The organism is Kangiella profundi, assembly GCF_002838765.1.
Lineage (GTDB): Bacteria > Pseudomonadota > Gammaproteobacteria > Enterobacterales > Kangiellaceae > Kangiella > Kangiella profundi.
Genome location: NZ_CP025120.1, coordinates 1766795 through 1787569, shown reverse-complemented (window position 1 = coordinate 1787569; position 20775 = coordinate 1766795). Strand labels below are relative to the sequence as shown.

The window sequence follows — 20775 nt, the reverse complement described above, 5'->3', positions numbered from 1 at the left end:
GTGGTTGAACACGATAAAACCTTAACGACCGAACAGAAAGCGCTGGCGGTTAATCTTAATCCTACTCAGTATGGAACAATTGTTGAAATTGGCGCCGGTCAAGAAGTGGCTCGCCAATTCTTCTCCGCAGGTGCTGCCGCAGGAACCATCGCCAAAACCATGTCTGCTTATGACATGCAGGTCAGTGATGATATTTATGGTAAGGCAGGGCGCTATGTAAGTCGTGAGCGGGTGGAGCAGATGCTGGTTCATGAATATGACCTACTCCATTCTCGACTTGATGAAGTTCGTTCTGAAGATACTCAATATTTTAGTTATGCAGCAACGGTAACTGCCCGCAGCTATACCCAGAAAAATGAGTGTCATGGTTGGATCGGCATTCGTATGCAGCTTGAACCCAAAGCGCCACCTAGCGAAATCGTTATGCACGTTCGGATGCTTGATGAAACCAATAAAGAGCAGTCGGAAGCGCTGGGTATTTTTGGCGTAAACGTGGTGTATGGTGCTTTTCATTACCATAAAGATCCTAAGGTTTTCATTGAGTCTTTACTGGATAATCTGGTCAATGATTTCGGGCAGAAGCGTATTGAAGTGGACTTGATTCATTTCGCTGGCCACACCTTTGAAAAAGTTGAAAATCGACTGATGAATTTACACCTGGTCCGCTCCTGGTGCTGTCGAGCAGTGATGTTTGATGCGCAGGGAGCTTCGGAAGTTCCGGGAACCATGTTGCGTAAAAAAGATGTGCTCGTTATTCGTGGTTCGTTCAAGCCGCCCACAAAAGTTCATGTGGACATGACCGAAGCTGCCATGAAGCAGTTTCTTGAAGAAGAGGGCGTACAGCGCGATAAAGTCTTTACCGTCGCTGAAATTACAATGGCGGAGCTTGCCAATGACGCCGAAACTGACGATGCAAGCTTCCTCGCGCGCGTCGACTTGCTGAATAAACTTGGTTACAACGTACTGATTTCCGATTACCTGCGTTTCTTCCGATTACGCTCATGGATGCGTCGCTACACTCAGAATCGGATAGGTATCGTGCTCAGCATTCTCGATTTTGATCAGTTATTTAATGAGTCTTATTACGATGGCCTCGAAGGTGGAATTCTTGAAGCTATGGGTAAATTATTCTCGGGCAACACCAACGTTTATGTTTATCCTACTCGCGTCGGCGAAAAGCTGGTCACTCTTGATAATGTCGAAGTGGCGGAGAACACCAAGTATTTATTAAAGCATTTGATCGAAAACAAACACCTCGTCGCTACCAAAACCTGGAACGACGAAAACCTGCACATATCCGCACGTAATATCGCCAAAGAAATTCCTCTGGGGCAGGGCGATTGGGAAAAGCAATTGCCGGACGCCATACGCGATGAAATTAAAGCGCGTTGTATGTTTGGTTACTGTGAGTTGCCGGAAGAGTAGGTGGGTTTACTGAAGCGAAAAGTTGCTTTATCGTAGGGTGCGTCGTGACGCACCTCTTTTAGTGCCAAATAGCTCAATGGTGCGTCACGACGCACCCTACGAAAAAGAAAGGAACTCCAATATTGTTATCTGAATTAAAATCCATAGTTGAGGAACATACCGGCACATTTAAATGCGTAGAAATTGGTAATGAAAACAATTGCAAAGAAGTACCTTTCAAACACTTAATCGGATCTTTAAAGGATTATAGTGACTTACCTAATGTTGGAGATATTCCTGACTTTTACCATACTTTTGGTAGTGCAACGCTTTACCATGATGAAGCCAGTGGTGACTCAGCGGTCTATATCGCAGAACCAGAATATTGGGCTGAACTTCATAACCATTTTTCTGATTGGGTTGAAGACTTAGATGATGATGAAAGGGCGGAGCTGGTGCCAAGATGGGTTGATAACTGTGTTGTCATTGGTGAAATACCGGCTTCGGGAAATTACATTTTGATACCAACAACTGGACAAAAAGCTGGTTATGTATTTTTGTTTGAACATGATGGATTTGAATTTATTGAATTAGCATCAAATATAGAGGCTTACATTCATAGGATGCTAAATTTAGATAGCAATATGCTGACTCAAATTGCTTCGCACATGAGGTTTGTCGAAAAAGATAGTTACAATCAGTGGTGGATAAAAGAACTGCGAGATAATAAAGGAAATCTAGTTAAAACTGATGATATCTAAATATAATGGAAATCTGCTTTGACCACTCTAAAAACACTCCTCGGCACAATCCGTCTTCCTTTCCTGCTTTTAACACCATCATGTGTTTCAGTAGGCATCGGTACTGCTTATTGGCAGTCAGGAACTCTTAACGGCTTTTATGTACTACTGATTATTATTGGAGCTTTGTCGGCTCACATTAGTGTCAATGTCTTCAATGAATATTATGATTCTAAAAGCGGTTTAGATTCTAAAACCAAGCGAACGCCTTTCAGTGGCGGTAGCGGTGCTTTGCAAGCTAATCCCAGTTTAGCGAAAGCGGCTTTAGGGCTTGCCTGGTCAACATTTGGGATCACTGCTTTAATCGGTATTTACTTTGTTACTGTTTTTGGCTGGCAGCTATTGCCTTTAGGTATTCTTGGTTTGCTTTTACTGGTTACTTATACGACATGGTGGGTATATAACACCTGGTTGTGTCTTGTTGCACCTGGTCTTGGTTTTGGCATTTTGATGATTATGGGAACGCATTTTGCTTTAACCGGCGAATACAGTATGACTGCATTTGTAGCATCTTTGCCTGCGACTTTTTTAGTGAGCGGTTTACTGCTACTCAATCAGTTTCCTGACGTAGAAGCGGATAAGTCTATTGGGCGAAAACATTTTCCCATAACCATTGGCTATGAAAAAAGTGCTTTAGTATTAGGTTGTTTCTATCTTTTGACTTATCTGGCTGTGATTTTTGGTGTGGCAGCGCAACAGCTGCCAATCTATGGCTTACTCGCATTAATAACAGTACCATTGGCGTTGAAAGCATTTCGTGCAGCTAAAGATTTCGACGGAGATGTTTCTCAATTAATTCCTGCAATGGGGATTAATGTTGCTGTGACGCTTTTAACACCTGTATTGCTGACTGTTGGCCTGTTTATTGGATAAATTTTATTTCACTGGTAAAGTGCTCTATTCTACTTTTTAGCTGAAACGGAATTTTGTATGCCCACGAAAACAACAGCCAATAAAAAAGTATCCGGTGGAGTGGTTCACGACATCCCAAAAGACTTATTGAGTGCTTTAGTGAATGATATTAAAGCACTTGAGTATTGGGAGGATATTACTGAACTTGCTCGAAATGAATGGATCTGCTGGGTGGAGGATGCTAAGAAGCCTGAAACTCGTCAGCGTAGAATAGAGCGGGTTGCAAGTGATCTTAAAAATGGCAAGCGTAGACCTTGCTGCTGGCCTGGCTGTCCACATCGTACAAAGACTGGTAAACCGTAAACTACCAAGAGTTTATATTTAGCATAACTTATGAATACTTGCCCCTGCCGCATTAAAGACAATATCAACCTTCTGGCTTACAGCGATTGCTGTGAGCCTTTCCATTTGGGCAATGCTTTGCCGGAAACTCCCGAGCAGTTAATGCGCTCTCGATACACTGCTTATTATCTGGGGCTGGGCCAATACATCTTTGATACTCACCACAGTAATTTCCGAGGAAACACCACTGTTGAAGAGTTTACTTATAGTGCACAAGCTACTCGTTGGTGTGGTCTTGAGGTGATACATGCCGAGCAGGATGGTGATAAAGGTCTGGTCGAATTTAAAGCTTATTTTCTGGATAAGGATAAGTTGCATTGTCTGCATGAGGCTTCTAACTTTGTTAGGGAGTCAGGCCGTTGGCTGTATACCGATGGTGAATTTAAGCCTAAATCTGTGGTTAAAATCTCAAGAAATGATCCATGCCCCTGTGGCAGTGGTAAAAAAGCAAAAAAATGTTGTCTAATGGATTAAACCTTTTTGGCTGTTTGTGCATCTAAAGGACGTTGCAACCATAATCAACAATAAAGTGATAATTAGGAGAAGGGATGATAGAAGTTAGGGGTATCTCTAAACGCTACGGCGATTTGCAGGCCGTAGACAATCTTTCGATTACCATCGAGAAAGGCCATATTTTTGGTTTGCTGGGGCCAAATGGCGCGGGCAAAAGTACCACTATTTCCATGATGTGTGGACTGATAAACCCTGACCAGGGGCAGGTTCTACTGAATGGCAATGCGCCAGGACTAAAAGAAACCAAACACAAAATTGGCCTTATTCCACAGTCGATTGCTCTATATGAAGAGTTGACTGCACTGGATAATTTAAGCTTTTTCGCAGACTTGTATGGCCTGCCTTCTGATCTGAAAGCTGAGCGTATGGAGTGGTCTTTACAGTTTGTAGGTTTGCAGGACCGCGCTAAAGATACGGTAGGCGAGTACTCTGGTGGTATGAAACGTCGCTTGAACTTAGCAGCTTCTTTATTGCATGACCCTGAATTTATTTTTATGGATGAACCTACAGCCGGTGTCGATCCTCAGTCGCGTAATAAACTTTTTGAAAGCGTATTTGAGTTAAAAGCTTTGGGCAAAACCATTATTTATACCACCCACTACATGGAAGAAGCCGAGAAATTGTGTGATCGCGTGGGAGTGGTTGATAAAGGACAATTATTGGCATTAGGAACTGTTGATGAATTGATAGAACAGCATGGTGGTGAATCCAGCGTTCATATACAGTCCGAGCAGGGTGCTGAAACTTTTATGACAGCTAATCCGGTTAATGATTTGATGACGCGTCTGAAAGGGCTGACAACAGTTGAGAACTTAAGTTTACAACGCCCCAATCTGGAAACCGTTTTCTTGAATCTAACTGGCAAGCAATTGAGGGATTAATCATGAAAGCCGTTATTGCATTAATGAAAAAAGATTTGAAGTTACTTTTTAAAGACAAAATGGCTGTCTTTTTTACCTTTATTTTCCCGCTTCTGTTTGCTTTCTTTTTTGGTTCAATCTTTTCCAGCAGCGGTGGCTCACAGGGCTTAAAAATAGCTGTTTCCGATCGAGACCAGACTGAAAAGTCACAGGCTTTTATTGAGCAACTCAAAGAAGCCAGCGAGTTTCGAGTAACAGAAACGAATGAAGCCAATGCCAAGGAGCTGGTACGTACTGGTAAACAGGTTGCGTTCATTATTTTGCCGGAAGGTTTTGGTGAAAATTATGGAGGTATTTTTAGTGGTCAGCCTCCAGAAATTCTGGTGGGAATTGACCCAGCCAGAAAAGCCGAAGCGGGCTATCTGGAAGGTTCATTGATGAAGCTTGGTATAAAGCGCTTCGAACTGGCTTTTTCTGACGCTAATGAAATGATAAAGCAGCTTGATTTTTCAATTGAGGATATTCAGCAAAGTGATGATATGCCTGCGGAGTGGAAATCGCTGCTTGGCGACTATCTGCCCAAGTTTAAGGAATTAACCGAGCAGGAAATTGCCAAACAGCCCGAAGGTTCGAGCTCTACAGGTCTCAGTTTTGGTTCTGATGGCGATAACCCTATGATGCCATTGAAAATTACCAAAGAGGAAATAACGGTTCAAAAAACAGGTCCTCGCAATTCATTTTCAATTACCATTCCACAGGGCGTTATCTGGGCCATCATGGGCTGTGTGATTGGTTTTGCTATCAGTCTGGTTCGTGAGAAAACACTGGGCACTTTGGACCGACTTGCTATTGCGCCTATCAGTCGTACTCAGATTTTGGCCGGAAAGGCTTTGGGTTGTTTTGCCGCACAAGCGATGGTGGTCACACTGTTATTTACCATTGCTTATTTTATGCTGGGTGTCCGATTTGATCCGATAAAGCTGGTGTTAGCAGTGTTGGCGGCGGGTGTCTGTTTTGTCGGCGTTATGATGTTCTTTGCATCAATTACCAAGACAGAACAGTCGGTAGCCGGTATGACTAATGCGTTTCTGATTATCATGGGTATGATTGGTGGTGCCATGATTCCTTTGTTTGCGATGCCAGGCTGGATGCAGTCAATTAGCCATATTAGTCCTGTGAAGTGGGCCATCTTGGCTTTTGAAGGTGCCATCTGGCGGGACTTCACTTACATAGAAATGATGATGCCGCTTACTATTTTAACCGCAATCGGTGTTGTCACCTTCTTTATCGGAACCCGTATGCTAAAATTGAAACAGGCGTAGCATTATTTAGTGGGGTGAACTTTGTTTTACCCCACAAAAACCTCCAGGTGTACTATGAGTTCCATCGAAGATTTACAAGAACAGATCCACGAGCTGCAATCCAAATTGGCATTTCAGGAAGACACTATAGAGCATTTAAACAAGATGGTGACCAAGCAAGATGACATCATTCGAATGCTAGAACGTCGCTTCATGCATCTTGGCGATAAGATTGATGATATTCGTTCACAGTTACCCGATAAACCTTTTAACCCTGCAGATGAAATCCCACCTCATTACTAATAACTCAAACTTAATTTGAGTTGAATCATCTGCCGGATGCCTGTTAAGTTGTAGTTATTATTGGATATAACAAAGAGGCAGTCATGGGTTTTCGAATTGAAAAAGACAGCATGGGTGAAGTTAAGGTTAAGGAAGATGCTTTATATGCCGCGCAAACGCAACGAGCTCTGGATAACTTCAAAATCAGTGATCTGAAAATGCCAATTGCTTTTATAGAAAGCATTTTGGATATCAAGCTGATTGCCGCAGAAACTAATCATGAATTAAAGCTTCTTCCTAGAAATAAATATCAGGCCATTACTAAAGCCATAAAAAAGATCCGTAAGGACAAATTAGTTAATCATCGAAATTTTCCTCTCGACGTTTTTCAAACAGGTTCCGGCACCAGCACTAACATGAATGTTAATGAAGTGGTCGCCCATCTAGCATCTAATTCGCGCGTGAAAGTTCATCCTAATGATGACGTTAATATGGGGCAAAGTAGTAATGATGTCATTCCTACTGCTGTTTCTGTTTCTGCAACACGTGCTTTAGTGCATGACCTAATTCCAGCATTATTGACGTTAAAGTCGACTATTGAAAATAAAGCAAAGTTACACAAAAAAGTCATTAAAACTGGGCGAACACATTTAATGGATGCCATGCCGCTGAGTTTGCAACAGGAATTGTCAGGGTGGGCTCAGCAAATCCAGATCAGTATTGATAACTGCCAAAAAATAATTCCAACTATTGCTCAATTGGCTCAGGGGGGAACAGCTATTGGTACTGGCATTAATAGCTCGGCAAAATTCCGAGGTCTGTTCGCACAAAAACTGAAAGCTCATAGCGGATTACCTTTTACTAAAAGCAAAAATACTTTTGCCAGTATTGCAGGGCAGGATGCCAGTGTTGCTCTTTCAGGTGTGTTGAACACGCTTGCGACAGCACTGATTAAAATCAGTAATGACTTACGCTGGATGAATAGTGGACCAGTCAGTGGTTTGGGCGAAATACAGCTCAAAGCCATTCAGCCGGGTAGCAGTATTATGCCGGGTAAAGTTAATCCAGTGATACCAGAAGCTGTGGCGATGGCTGCCGCACAGATAATTGGAAACCATTCAACCATCACTATAGGGGCTCAGTCTGGCAACTTTCAGCTCAATGTGATGTTGCCGGTCATTGCATACAATTTATTGCAATCCTTGCACCTTGCGACAACTTCGGCAGAACACTTGGCACGTACTATTGCTCACTTCGAAGTGAATAAAGAGTACTTAGAGTCGCAGCTGAGTAAAAATGCGATATTAGCGACAGCTCTGGCTCCAGAAATCGGATATGAAAAAGCTTCCGAAGTTGTTTACAAGGCTCGTAAAGAAGAGCGAAGTATATTAGAGGTTGCAGTTGAGCTCACCTCAATTTCTAAAGCCAAGTTAGAGAAAATTTTAGACCCTAAGAAGCTCACTTAAACTTGCCAGCACAATTGTGGTCTAACTCGGTAGTTGCTGTTGGTGCTTTGCTAGAGGTAGTGGTATGAGGTTTATAGCTAGAACATTTCTTGTAGGGGTAATTGCTCTATCCCTTTGTGCTGGAACAATAGCTGCTGAGCGAGGCCCCTTATTAATATCAGAGGTTCCCTCCAACCAGGTTTTTACTGAAGACGAAATCAGAACGGTTAAAAGCAAGGATATCAGCAGCTTAAAAAGCCAGCCAACGAATGCACTTGTCAGCGATTATATTTATTTTTTAACTGTAAGCGAAGTCAAGCCTGAAGTAGCAACACAAGCTGAACGTGATATTTTGCAGAGAGCTACTTCATATAAACCTAACGCCTATCGAGAACATTCAGAAGGGCCCATAGCAGTTCCTATCTTTGATATTGCTTCATTGGCAAAGCATAAACTAATGCAAATGGGTGCTTACGCCAAAAAGTCAGAGTTTTCATCTTTGCTGCAAGCCAATCCAGATCGGTTTGCCACATTGAGTACTAGTAATGGAGTTAATCTCCATTCAGCCAAGATGGCTCTTCATGATGCTGAAGGTCTCTCTCCAACAATTACAGACACTTTAATCGAAAAATATTCATCTCTGGGCGGGCACGAAAGTCTAGTTTTATTGAATGTGTTAGTTGGTACACAGAAAAGCTTTAAGGCAGCTGAGGCATTATTTGACTCTAATTTAAAGTCTCCACTAAAGCATCAATTGCTAAGAGCTCTCCCAAAACACTTTACTGATAGTCAGCAGGAAATGTTATTGGAGCGGTTGATTAAGAAGCGAGCAGAGCTAGCTTCTCAAGCTATTATCCAGTACAGCAGGCTACCCTCAAATAGAATTAACACAGATTTGTTCTATTCTTATTTGTCAGATGGAAAGCTGGGTGCCAGTAGCGCTTATGCATTATCTCGAGTTATCAACCGTGACGGCGATTACTCAAAACTGATCGATTATTTAAAGAGTAATCGTTCATCTCGCCTGGCCGTGGCCAATGGGATTTTAGCCTTGAAGTTTGTCGACACCCCAGAGTCGAAGGGGTATCTCAAAGAGCTCCTGGAAAATGATGAAATACTTTTTGAAGACATGAAAGCTGAGGTGGCATTATGGCTAAAATAAAAGCATGCATCCTGGCAACAGCTATTGTTTCTGCGGTGGGAATAACGCAGGCGGAAGTTCTGACCTATACAGAGAACACCAACTCCAGTAACCAATTAGCAATCGGTTACCCAGTTCCTATACCTGTGGACTCCCTCACTCCAGTTGATGGATTTAGAACTTACGATAGTCTTCATAGCCAACACCAATCCTTAGCTCTCACTCATCCTGAAATCAGAAGCAGTATTGTTGGTCAAACTCACAACAATCGAGATATCTACGCATACCGTTTTGGTGATACTGATAGCCAAACTATTGACGGTTTGCCTGAGCCTGCTTTTTTGATCAATGGCACTATCCATGCTCGGGAGTGGCAAAGCCCAGAAGTGGTTACTGAATTAATGGAGCAATTAGCAGAAGGTAAGAATGACCAAGGTGTTATTCAATATTTATTGGATAACACCAATGTTGTCATTCTTCCTGTCATGAATATTGATGGATTTTTACAGACACAACGTTTTCCCAATCAAGTGAATCAATCACCAGGAACCAACTCTAGTTCAACCCCCGCACAGAAATTTGCAGAGCCCCGCGATGGCAGAATGCGCCGTAAAAATATGCCCAATGTGGATGAACTGCTATCGACTGAGGCCGATCGTCTAAGAGGAGTTGACCTGAATAGAAATGGGCCTGTGTTCTTCGGTGTTCAGGCTGGAAATAATGATCCCAATAGTTTGATTTATGGGGGGGCTTCAGCACAGTCTGAAATTGAAACTCAAGCGTTATTATCTGCTGCAGCACTAGGGCCAAGAAATCGCCTCAGGTTCTACCAGGATACTCACTCTTTTTCCCGTGTTTTATTTATTCCGCAGCCAAACAATTCAAGACTGAATGACATAACCACCAGTTTAGCTAATAAGTTTCAAAGTGCCACTCAGGCCCAAGGTTCGAATTATTTCCCAATCTACAATCCGGTCGGAAGTGGTATACCGGCTACAGCAGAGTATTTTGCTTACACTGACCTGATTCCTGCCTGGACGTTGGAAATTGAACCACCACAGGGTTTTGATAATGAACCTGATGGTGGTGCATTTTATGGCGGAACAGGTGCTAGTCACTCTGGTTTTATTATGCCTGACAGCGAAATTGCACGCACTCGCGATGAGCTCGCTGTGGCACAGATTTTAATGCTCTATCACCAGGCCGGTCCCGCATATGTAAAATCAATTAGAGTGGTGAACAGTAACGGCAACGATGTATATTCCGCTAGCTGGTCGGGAGGGGCTAACAGAACACTTAATGTGACCGCGAACAATACTTTACTGGGAGGTGAAACCTATACACTGTATGTAAGTTTTAGTAAGCCCATGCGTGTTAGAAATTCTTCAGGTAATGTCATTCAATATACAGGTCAATCTATTGCTTTAAGTCCTTCCGTAACAATTACAGGAAACGGTGGTAGTGGTAACTTTACGCGTAATATAGGAGTTTCTCGATCTAACTGGTTAAATCAGGAGCTTGATGGCCTCAGCTTTAATCAATACATGGATGATGCTTTCAAAGTTTCTTTTCAGTTGCCGACGGATATACCCGTTAGCTCAACAACTGGAACTACAGACATTACTATTAACATTACTGCTGAAGATTTGGCGGGCATGGAACTCGATTCTAATCCTGCAACTGCGGTTGATTGGTCAAGAGGTGCCTGGACTAATTATGAAAGTTCAAATGGCCAGAGTGGTGATACAGGTGGTACAGATTCATCCTATAAACTGAGAGTGTCAAATCAAAATCTGACGCTCACTGAGCCTCAGTCTAGTGGTGGCGGTGGGGGTGCACTGCACTGGTTCTTATTGCTGTGGTTGGGTGTTTTTGGATTAGTACGAAGAACCAAAAAAGTAATATAAATGCAGCATCACTGATAAAGACTTAAAGGGCGGGTAATATCCGCCCTTAATACTATTACTGCTTTGCCCGGCACACTAATTTTGATCTGATTTTTAACTCACCCATCAGGGTTCTATGTACTGGGCATTTGTTGGCGATCTCGAGCATGCGCTCCTGTTGCTCACTATCTAAGTCACCGGTTACTTTTATCTGACGCTCAAAAATATCAACAAAGCCTTTTTCGGTTTCACAATCGTCGCAGTCTTCCGCTTTTATTTTCTTATGAATCATATCCACTTTGATCTGCTCAACCGGCCATTTTTTTCGAGTTGCGTACATATTCAGGGTCATGGCGGTGCAGGTGCCTAAGGCGGTGGCCAGATATAGATAAGGGTCGGGACCTTTATCATGGCCGCCAAGATCTTCAGGTTCATCAGCGACTAGCTTATGTCCCCCAGCATCAATATTGCAGAATAATCCATCCTCGAAATTATTGATGATGGTTGCTCTATGCACTTTGTCTTCAAGCATATTAGTTCCTTTATTTCTTCTTGATGTCTTCTCGGTTTATCACAAACACATTTCCCAGTCCAATGAGTAAAATGCCACCAGCGATAATCCAGGTCCAAACAAAGTCTTCGAAGAAGGTTGAGATAATTAACGCCACAGCAGGGAAAAGAACAACTGCGTAAGTCGCTTTATGTATACCAATGCGTCTGAGTAGGGTGAGGTAGGCACCAAAAGCCAATACTGAGCCAAATACCGAAAGGTAGATTAAGCTTATCGTATAACCAGCTGCCATGTCATAGACCAAAGCCTTGCCTTGCACCAGACCCACTAACAGGCTGAAAAGACTCCCATAACCCATGGCATAGGCATTCATCTGAATAACTGGCATATCGTACTTCTGAGTCTGAACTGAGACCATGTTACCGATTGAGGCGCAGAGAACGCCCAGTAAGGCAATGACCAGTCCATACAGCTTGGCATTTTCAAAGCTGAAGTCAGTCAGCTCATTCCAGAAAATCATGACCATGCCTAATAAACCCAATGCCGAACCTATAATGACTCTCGCGGTAATTTTGGTTTTAAAGAACAGCCATGAATTGAAAATGTTCACGATAAGAACCGCTGAGAAAATCACGGAGGCCATCGCTGAGGTCAGGTATTCTTGAGCCTCGTATACCATCAAATAATTCAGGCTGAAAAAGGTGATGCCCATTAATACCAGCCAGGCATGCTGTAATAGACCATAGCGCATTGGTAATTTTTTCAGCCAGCAATAGGCAAACAGTAGAATGGAAGCAAGACCAAAGCGGTAGAAAGAAGAGTATTCGTGGGGTACAACGCCAAGCTGGAATTCGATTGCAAACCAGGTGCTCCCCCAAATCAGTACGCACAGTGCATACAAAACCGGGGTGCTCATAATGAAAGCCATAACTATGTGTTACTTATCTGAAATTGATCCCGTGATCATGCCATAAGTGGTAAGATCCTGTCGCATGATTTTTGTAAATGCATATTATCGTTAGAATTCATAAGGCTGGGGAATGCAATCTAAAGACGTGATTATTATCGGCGCTGGCGCTGCCGGCTTGATGTGCGGTATTACCGCAGGTCAGCGTGGTCGTTCAGTAGCTATTCTGGATCATGCCAATAAAGTCGGTAAAAAAATTCTGATGTCAGGCGGTGGGCGTTGTAACTTCACCAATTATTATGCAGAGCCGACGAATTATTTATCGCATAACCCTCATTTCTGTAAGTCAGCTTTAAGTCGCTACACCCAGTGGGACTTTATTGCCTTGGTTGAAAAGCATGGCATTCCCTATCATGAGAAAAAGCTTGGACAGCTTTTTTGTGATAACAAGGCTAAAGATATCGTCAATATGTTACTTGATGAATGTGCCCAGGCTGGGGTGGATGTCCGCACCGATTGCTCGATTCAGCAGGTGGATAAAGTGGATGATGGCTTTATCATTCAGAGCAGCCAAGGCAAGTGGCACTGTCAGTCGCTAGTGATTGCTTCCGGTGGTTTGTCGATTCCAACCATGGGAGCGACAGGATTTGGCTATGACATTGCCAAGCAGTTTGGATTGAAGCTTTTTCCAACTTACGCTGCGCTGGTTCCTTTTACGCTTACCCCAAAGTTGTTGGAGCAGTTTGCAGGATTATCCGGCACTTCAGCCGATGCGTTAGTAAGCTGCAATGGCCAGTCATTCCGCGAAAACATATTATTTACGCACAGAGGTCTCAGCGGCCCATCCATTTTACAGATATCATCATACTGGCAACCGGGTGACGCTATATCAATCAATCTCTTTCCAGATTTGGATTTGTATGAACACTTAAAGCAATTGCAGCAGGAAAGACCAAAAGCTCACATTAATACGGTTCTGGCTGAACAGCTCACGAAAAAACTGGCTGATAGGTTGTGTGAGATTTGGTTCTCGGCTTATGTACAGAAGCCATTGACTGAATTATCCAATGAGGCATTGCAGACTATTGCTGAGCAATTGCAGAATTGGCAGCTTAAACCAACCGGCACCGAAGGCTACCGAACCGCTGAAGTCACCATGGGTGGCGTGGATACTGATGAGGTCTCCTCTAAAACCTTTGAAGCTAAGAAAGTACCGGGACTTTATTTTATTGGTGAAGTACTGGATGTCACTGGCCATTTAGGGGGCTTTAACTTCCAATGGGCCTGGGCTAGCGGATTTGCGGCTGGGCAATATGTTTAAAAAAAATAGTCCACATCAATAAGTCTATTCATGTGGACTATTTCTGCTGACTTTATTTACTGGCTTTTAGATCTTCAACCGGAATCATAATGTGAGCATAGGGAGTATCGCCCCACATCACATAGGGCCCACCCTCAGACGGATCATCAGTGATTCCTGACAGCATTTCTTTGGGAACGATGATCATCAAATGTGGACCAGTTTCCACATAGTCATCTGCATTTTTATGGTCATGGTGATGGGGATTGGAGTTGCTTACTCCAGAACCTTGATCACCCTGCAGCATATAAGAAATACCAACCTTATTGGCTGTGAAGTCCTCTTTTTTACCCATAGCCTGCATCATTTCCATCCAGACTGCATCAACGCAGATCGGTGCATTATCGCCCGGGAAGGTATCTGGCATGCATGTCCAGCCGTTATTTCCTTCGACCAGCACTTTATCACCATCAACAATGGTTGCGTCAGCGCTTACTGAAGGAGGTGCTGCAGAACGCGCTTGCTTGATGCGCTTCTGATCACTGGCTGTTGCTGCGTGACTGAGAATTAATAGAGTTGAACAGCATGTTAGGGTTAACGCTTTGTACATTCGAGATCGGATTTTCATAACATATCTCCCTGATATAAAAAGAAAAAAGTACCGATCTGGCAAGGAGGTGGTGAAGATTATAGAGGTTTCATTGACAGATTATAGGTACCTAATCTGTCAATTCTGTCGCGGGTAGAATTGTTGTACCGCAGGCAGGACCAGATCCTTGTCAGCCCAGCTTGCTAGTATAGCAAAATATTTAATATTTTGATTAAAAATTAACCAATCTGTTGATTGGTTACCATTCCGCAGGATCGAGGCAATAGTACTGTTTAAACTCTTGATAAAGCTCTGTGTGAAGCCTTTTCAGCTTCTGTGGCTTCTCAAAAAAGATTTCTGAAGCAACTGCGAAAAATTCAGCCGGGTTTGTTGCGCCATATTTATCCAGCAATGTTTCCTCGCCTGTAGATGCCTTACGTTGCAATTCCTTAAACTCATGGGACATGATTTTTGACCACTTATCATAACTTTGCTCACTGGAAAGTGGCGGTGCTCCATTCGTTACCCCGGACTCACCGTCCAGCTGATGTGCGAACTCATGAATCACCAGGTTGTGACCATCTTCAAAATCTGCGCCACCATTGGCTGAGTCAGTCCAGGATAATATAACCTGTCCACGGTTCCATGATTCACCTAGTAAAACTCGTGGTTCCTGACTTTGGATGCCTGACGCATCATAACGATTGTGACGGGTAATAAATGCTGCGGGGTAAACGATTATGCTCTTCAAAAATGGATAAAAATCGGTAGAACGGTTGAGCAAAAGCATGCAGGCCTGAGCGGCAATGGTGACTTTGACTTCATCAGTAATGTCTTGTCCTTTACGCCCGATAAAATCTTTTTCCGCTAGAAAGATCTGCATCTTGTCTTTGAGTTGGAGTTGCAAATCCGCGGGCATCTTATAGAAGAAGGGGAGATTGCTGCGAAGGATCTGGCGCCACTCTTTAGGGAAGGGCTGGCTCGCAATTTGCTGTCTCTTGCGCTTCTTTCGCTGGTTTGAGGTGAGTATCCATACGATGGCAAAAACTGAAATTGAGAGAACAATATAGAGGGCGGTCATAAGTCTTTATTCTTCATGGTGTTTTACCAAGATTGGGGTGATTGATTACTTTTCAAGCACAAGGTGGCCTTTTAAGACGCGGTGCGGGCTAAAACCGCTGATATGACCTGACTTTTCTTGAATATCCCTTGCTAGATAGGGTATAACTTTGCACTTGGCTTAATTTGAGGAAATGAGATGGATAATAATAACGGGGCTGCGCCAACTGGGGCTATTGCTCGATTTTTGAATGGTATCGAGCGAGTTGGTAACAAACTGCCCGATCCGGCAATGATTTTCTTATCAGCAATGCTGATAATTTGGGTACTTTCGTGGATGCTTTCCGGTATCAGCTTTGATGCTATCGACCCGCGTACTGGCGAAGCAATTATTGTTAACAACCTTTTAACAGGTGATGCTTTAGCGAGCTTCCTGTCGAATATGGTGGTGACCTTCACTAGTTTCGCACCCCTGGGTGTGGTGCTAGTAGCAATGCTTGGTGTCGGAGTGGCAGAGCATTCTGGCTATATCAATACCGGCATTAAGCTGATGTTGAAGAGAACACCGCAATTCCTGTTAACGCCTACCATCATATTAATCGCTATTGTAAGCCACACGGCAACCGATGCTGGTTATGTATTGGTAATTCCTTTGGCAGGTGTGATTTATTATGCAATGGGGCGTCATCCACTAGCGGGGATCGCAGCAGCATTTGCCGGCGTGAGCGGTGGCTTCAGCGCCAACTTCATCCCTTCAGGTATTGACCCGTTACTGCAAAGTTTCACACAGTCAGCTGCTCACATTATTGAGCCAGGCATGCAGGTTAATCCATTGAATAACTGGTTCTTTACCGGTATTTCTAGTGTATTCATCATTCTTCTAGGTTGGTTTATTACGGCACGAATCATTGAGCCACGTCTACAGAATACTAAAGTTGATGGGGATACTGATGACCTGCCAGAATTCCATGAGATCACTAAAAAAGAGAAAAAAGCATTCGTAATTGCAACTTTGGTGATGTTAGCGGGAATCTCAGTCTTAATTTACGCAGCTTTGGGTACAGACTCATCGTTACGTCACGAAGGTTCATTAACCTCATTCCAGGCACCTCTGATGAAATCGATTGTTCCTTTGATTTTCTTATTGTTCTGGGTTCCTGGTGCGGTTTACGGTTTCACTGCCGGAACTTTCAAGAAAACTAAAGACATGATTGATGCCATGAGTAAGGCGATGCACGGCATGGCTTACTACATAGTAATGGCTTTCTTCTGTGCCTTGTTTATTGCGGCTTTCTCACAGTCAAACCTTGGTGCCTTATTGGCTATCGAAGGTGCTCAGGTGCTTAAAGCTATGGCATTGCCAAGTGCGGTAACCATTGTAGGTATTATATTCCTGACAGCTTTCGTTAACCTGTTTGTGGGTTCTGCATCTGCAAAATGGGCATTACTTGCACCAATCTTCGTTCCAATGTTGATGCAATTAGGCATTTCTCCTGACTTAACTCAGGCAGCGTATCGTGTGGGTGATTCAAGCTCAAACATCATCACACCTTTAATGCCATACTTCCCATTGGTTGTGGTTTACTGCCAGAAGTACGTTAAAGACACCGGTATCGGTACTCTGGTAGCTATGATGTTGCCATTCTCGGTAGCATTCCTGATTGGTTGGAGTTTATTCCTGTTGGCTTACTGGTGGATTGGTATTCCGCTAGGCTTGCAGGCTAGTTACATTTATCCAGCTGGGTAATTGTTCCTGAGTTGATAAAAATGCCGCTATTTAGCGGCATTTTTTTTGTAAGTTTTGTAAAAAAGGGTTGTCTATGACGCCTTTAATTCAACAGCGGCCTTGATAATGTCATCCTTGCTGGGAAGAACGTATTGCCATGAGGTTCCAATTGGAATAAAGGTGTCATGGCCGGTAATGCGTTTGATTTGTGGTAGTTTCTCAAGGCGTTCAACCAGTCCGGTGATGACTTCTTCGCTGACAGAGCCTGTCTTACGACATTCGTCAACGATGAGTACCTTTTTGTACTGGCCTGCGATTTCGGCTATTGCTTGGTGATTCAACGGCGCCAGCCAACGTAAATCCATGATGGTGGCGTCCAGCTTGTGCTTTTCACTTAAATCCTTTTGAGCCTGCGCAGATAAGTAGTAGCCATTACCGTAGCTGATAATCAGCATGTCTTTGCTATCGACTGCTTTGCCTTTGCTGTTGACCGGTTTGCGTATGCCTGGCTGACCAAACTCAACCACTTCATTCGGCTCAGGATATTCAAATAACCAACCGTTGTCGCCGGCTTCGTGCAGATCCTTAGCATGATAAAGTGCAATTGGCTCTAGGAAGATGACTACTCGTTTTTGTTCATCAGCAAGGCGGAATGCTTCGCGCATCATTTTAGCAGCATCCTGACCATTAGATGGACAGGCTAGGATAACGCCGGGGATTTCACGAAGGAAACCGATACTGTTGTCATTATGGAAATGGCCACCAAAACCTTTCTGATAAGCAAGTCCTGCAACTCGAACCACCATCGGGTTGGTGAACTGGTTATTGGAGAAGAAAGAAAGCGTAGAAGCTTCGCCTCGGATCTGGTCGATGGCATTGTGCGTATAGGCCAGGAATTGAATTTCCGGCACTGGCAGATAACCAAGGTGCGCAGCACCAATCGCGGTTCCCAGAATACTGGTTTCATCAAGTAGCGTATCGAACACGCGATGTTCGCCAAAGCGATTCTGCAAATTGGTTGATACGCTGTAAACGCCGCCTTTTTTACCGACGTCTTCACCGAACATTATGGAGTTCGGATACTGCTCCATCAGATCTGTAAGTGCATAGTTGATGAGCTGCGCCATGCTTCTTGGTTTATCCAGAAACTTAAACTGGCGACCAATCTCAAACAGTTCCTGGCGGCGGGTGATTTTTGCAACTGGTGGTTTATCTTTGGCAGGTTGCTCAGGGGCAATCGAGGCGCAGACTTCTTCGGCCGTACTGATTTTAGGTAGCTTGATGGCTTGCTCTGCAGCTTTCTCGACTTTTTGGCGGGTGCTTTCATAAAGATCAAGCACGTCGCCAGTAGATAAGTAACCCGCTTCTATACAGATTCTGGCCGAATGCAATAAAGGATCCTGCGCTTCAGTTTGCTCAATCTTTTCAATGCTGTGGTAAATGCTTTCAGTGTCATTACCGGCATGCCCCATTAGGCGCACTGTTTTCATGTGCAGGAATACGGGGCGTCGCTCATAGCGTGCAATCTCTTCCGCTTCTTGTGCCGCAAGGTAGACATCAGGCAGGTGTAGGCCATTACACTGGATATATTCGATGCTGTGACGATTCCTGACGTTATTCTCCACCCAGTTCGGCGGTGTCGAGACCGAGATGCCGATGCCATTGTCTTCGCAGATATACACAAGAGGCAAAGGTTCACCTTTATAAGACAGGTACTGGGCAGTGTTGAAAGCTGACTGAGCCGTGGCATGGTTGAAGCTGGCATCACCGAAGTTACAGAGAATCACGCTGTCACCAGGGATGGTGGCATCGAAGTTGTTGCGCTCAGCTCGTCCTAATGACCAGGCTGCTCCCATCGCTTTTGGCAGATGCGAGGCAATGGTGCTGGTTTGTGGCGGCACAAACAATTGCGCGCTACCGAATACCTTATGGCGGCCTTGAGAAATCGGATCGTCTTTGGCTGCGACCAGCGAAAGCATCTGATCGCGAATCGGATCGATATTAGGTAACTGTCGCGAGCGCTGGGTCATCAATGCGCCAGAGCGGTAATGCAGAAAAGCCATATCGGTATGACGAAATACCTTACCCAACACCGCATTGCCTTCATGACCGCTACTGCCAATTGTGTAATAGCCAATACCCTGATCCTTGAGGATTCTGGCTCTTAAATCCAAGTGGCGACTAATGACTTGAGACTCGAATAATTCGACAAATTCGTTAGGGGAGAGCTGCGTCACTGACGCCTTGATATTGCTGACTTTTTCCGGGAACTTGGCTGTTTTGACAGCGATTTGGAAGTTCTTATCAATGACACTGGCACGATCTAACATTTTATAGCTTTTATATTGGTTAAAAATTGCCGGTTAGTATGCTTTATGGCTATAAGGATGTCACTGATGGAGCAACTGGTTGGATCTGATCAAATGGCTTCAAAGATCCCGCCAATATGATAAAGTAGCGTCCATTCTACAAATAACCGGTTGTTATAACCCAAACGCGAAGGTTTTATGAAGGTATACAGCAATATTCTTGAGATGATTGGCCACACGCCAATGGTAGAGTTCCAGAATCTGGATACGGGTAAATGTCGCTTGTTCGGCAAGATGGAATCCCAGAATCCCGGGGCTTCAATTAAAGATCGCATTGCGGTCAGCATGATTGAAGCAGCCGAGAAGGCAGGGCACATTAAGCCGGGCGATACGTTGATTGAAGCGACTGCCGGTAATACAGGTTTGGGTCTTGCATTGGTCGCATCTCAAAAAGGTTATACCCTAAAAATCGTAATGCCTGACAAGATGAGCATGGAAAAGGAATACAACTTGCGTGCTTTTGGCGCGGAAGTGATTCGTACCCGTTCTGATGTCGGTAAAGGTCATCCAGAATATTATCAGGATGTTGCAAAGCGCCTATCGGAAGAAAACGGCTGGTTCTTCATCAATCAATTCTCTAATGAAGCCAATATCCAGGCGCATTATGAAACCACTGCTCCAGAAATCTGGGAACAACTGGATGGCAAAGTTGATGCCGTGGTTCTTGGAGTGGGCTCTGGTGGCACTATCACTGGTATCGGTCGTTACATGAAGGAAAAGAATCCGAATGTCCAAATGGTATTGGCTGACCCTGAAGGCTCTATTTTGGCTGATTACCTGAAAACTGGCGATATCAAAGAAGCTGGTAGCTGGGTGGTTGAAGGTATTGGCGAAGATTTCATCCCAGATATCTGCGACATGAGCCTTTTTGATAAAGCTTATACCGTGAGTGATAAAGAAGGCCTGATGGCGGCACGCGACTTGATGCGTAAAGAAGCGGTAATGGGCGGATCTTCAACCGGTACTTTATTAGCTGCAGCTTTGCGCTATTGTCAGGAGCAAACCGAGCCAAAGAATGTAGTGACTTTAGTTTGTGATACCGGTAATCGTTATTTATCGAAAATGTATAACGATGAATGGATGAAAGAAAAAGGGTTTCTATAATGACTCAGCCTTCTGAACAAAAAGTACCACAGCCAGAAGTTTTCAAATTATCACCAATTGCTTTGTTACTGGACATTATCGGCATGGCACTAGTTGTGTTTGCCGGATATGAGATCTATATGAACAATGAACAGGGTGGTGGTTTGTTAGTTAATACCATCAGCTGGCCCTATTATCCATGGGTTATTATGGTGATTGGTGTATTGCTGATGATTCCATTCCACAAACAAATTTTTAAAGCCTACCGTATTGTTAAGCAATACAAGAAAGAGCAGGCTAAAGCTGACCGTCCTCGCTTTTAGAAAATCATTAAGGTTTAAAGGT

At 43.8% G+C, this 20775-nt stretch carries 20 protein-coding genes; 15 read left to right on the top strand and 5 right to left on the bottom strand.

From position 1 onward, the window contains the following. The 11 genes from CW740_RS08345 to CW740_RS08295 all read left to right on the top strand — a co-directional run bounded on the left by CW740_RS08345 (position 1) and on the right by CW740_RS08295 (position 10907). Positions 1–1425, top strand: coding sequence for a nicotinate-nucleotide adenylyltransferase (locus CW740_RS08345; RefSeq protein ID WP_106647075.1), 1425 nt, complete (start codon positions 1–3; stop codon positions 1423–1425). Positions 1426–1547: 122 nt separating this feature from the next. Further along, entirely contained in the window at positions 1548–2165 is a 618-nt protein-coding gene (locus CW740_RS08340; RefSeq protein ID WP_106647074.1) for an SMI1/KNR4 family protein, read from the top strand. An 18-nt stretch (positions 2166–2183) separates the two neighbouring features. Next, a complete protein-coding gene (locus CW740_RS08335; protein WP_227523821.1) occupies positions 2184–3077 on the top strand; it encodes a prenyltransferase in 894 nt (297 codons plus the stop codon). 57 nt (positions 3078–3134) lie between these two features. Next, a complete protein-coding gene (locus CW740_RS08330; protein WP_106647073.1) occupies positions 3135–3419 on the top strand; it encodes a YdeI/OmpD-associated family protein in 285 nt (94 codons plus the stop codon). Between the two features lie 30 nt (positions 3420–3449). After that, positions 3450–3932, top strand: coding sequence for a YchJ family protein (locus tag CW740_RS08325; protein WP_157826409.1), 483 nt, complete (start codon positions 3450–3452; stop codon positions 3930–3932). Between the two features lie 74 nt (positions 3933–4006). After that, positions 4007–4852 carry an ABC transporter ATP-binding protein gene (locus CW740_RS08320; RefSeq protein ID WP_106647072.1) on the top strand — a complete coding sequence of 282 codons (846 nt, stop codon included), beginning with the start codon at positions 4007–4009 and terminating at the stop codon, positions 4850–4852. 2 nt (positions 4853–4854) lie between these two features. Next, the gene (locus CW740_RS08315) at positions 4855–6153 is read left to right on the top strand and encodes an ABC transporter permease (protein ID WP_227523820.1); all 1299 of its coding nucleotides are present in this window, start codon (positions 4855–4857) and stop codon (positions 6151–6153) included. Positions 6154–6207: 54 nt separating this feature from the next. Continuing rightward, on the top strand, positions 6208–6435 hold the full coding sequence (locus CW740_RS08310) for a SlyX family protein (protein WP_018624462.1): 228 nt from the start codon (positions 6208–6210) through the stop codon (positions 6433–6435). Between the two features lie 83 nt (positions 6436–6518). Continuing rightward, positions 6519–7880: a class II fumarate hydratase gene (locus tag CW740_RS08305; RefSeq protein ID WP_106647070.1), complete on the top strand. Its 1362-nt coding sequence runs from the start codon at positions 6519–6521 to the stop codon at positions 7878–7880. Positions 7881–7944: 64 nt separating this feature from the next. Next, positions 7945–9021: a hypothetical protein gene (locus CW740_RS08300; protein ID WP_106647069.1), complete on the top strand. Its 1077-nt coding sequence runs from the start codon at positions 7945–7947 to the stop codon at positions 9019–9021. Beyond that, positions 9009–10907 carry a M14 family zinc carboxypeptidase gene (locus CW740_RS08295; protein ID WP_106647068.1) on the top strand — a complete coding sequence of 633 codons (1899 nt, stop codon included), beginning with the start codon at positions 9009–9011 and terminating at the stop codon, positions 10905–10907. Before CW740_RS08300 ends, CW740_RS08295 begins: the two co-directional genes overlap by 13 nt. Before the next feature lie 55 nt (positions 10908–10962). Here the strand turns inward: CW740_RS08295 and CW740_RS08290 are convergent, their stop codons facing one another. Both CW740_RS08290 and CW740_RS08285 read right to left on the bottom strand, forming a co-directional pair. After that, positions 10963–11418 carry an OsmC family protein gene (locus tag CW740_RS08290; protein WP_106647067.1) on the bottom strand — a complete coding sequence of 152 codons (456 nt, stop codon included), beginning with the start codon at positions 11416–11418 and terminating at the stop codon, positions 10963–10965. Positions 11419–11428: 10 nt separating this feature from the next. Next, the gene (locus tag CW740_RS08285) at positions 11429–12313 is read right to left on the bottom strand and encodes a DMT family transporter (protein ID WP_227523819.1); all 885 of its coding nucleotides are present in this window, start codon (positions 12311–12313) and stop codon (positions 11429–11431) included. A gap of 124 nt (positions 12314–12437) precedes the next feature. Between CW740_RS08285 and CW740_RS08280 the strand changes: the two genes are divergently transcribed. Further along, positions 12438–13625 (top strand): BaiN/RdsA family NAD(P)/FAD-dependent oxidoreductase, encoded by a 1188-nt coding sequence (locus CW740_RS08280; protein WP_106647065.1) that lies wholly within the window; start codon positions 12438–12440, stop codon positions 13623–13625. 52 nt (positions 13626–13677) lie between these two features. Here CW740_RS08280 and CW740_RS08275 read toward each other — a convergent pair whose 3' ends face one another. After that, complete coding sequence (locus CW740_RS08275; protein WP_198555356.1) at positions 13678–14232, bottom strand: hypothetical protein; 555 nt, start codon at positions 14230–14232, stop codon at positions 13678–13680. 220 nt (positions 14233–14452) lie between these two features. Continuing rightward, entirely contained in the window at positions 14453–15274 is an 822-nt protein-coding gene (locus CW740_RS08270) for a M90 family metallopeptidase (protein WP_106647063.1), read from the bottom strand. A gap of 177 nt (positions 15275–15451) precedes the next feature. Between CW740_RS08270 and CW740_RS08265 the strand changes: the two genes are divergently transcribed. Next, complete coding sequence (locus CW740_RS08265) at positions 15452–16999, top strand: AbgT family transporter (protein WP_106647062.1); 1548 nt, start codon at positions 15452–15454, stop codon at positions 16997–16999. Positions 17000–17070: 71 nt separating this feature from the next. Here the strand turns inward: CW740_RS08265 and CW740_RS08260 are convergent, their stop codons facing one another. Then, on the bottom strand, positions 17071–19308 hold the full coding sequence (locus CW740_RS08260; protein ID WP_106647061.1) for a thiamine pyrophosphate-dependent enzyme: 2238 nt from the start codon (positions 19306–19308) through the stop codon (positions 17071–17073). A gap of 177 nt (positions 19309–19485) precedes the next feature. Between CW740_RS08260 and CW740_RS08255 the strand changes: the two genes are divergently transcribed. After that, positions 19486–20451: a PLP-dependent cysteine synthase family protein gene (locus CW740_RS08255; protein WP_106647060.1), complete on the top strand. Its 966-nt coding sequence runs from the start codon at positions 19486–19488 to the stop codon at positions 20449–20451. Then, positions 20451–20753 (top strand): hypothetical protein, encoded by a 303-nt coding sequence (locus CW740_RS08250; protein ID WP_106647059.1) that lies wholly within the window; start codon positions 20451–20453, stop codon positions 20751–20753. Before CW740_RS08255 ends, CW740_RS08250 begins: the two co-directional genes overlap by 1 nt. Positions 20754–20775: the final 22 nt, after the last annotated feature.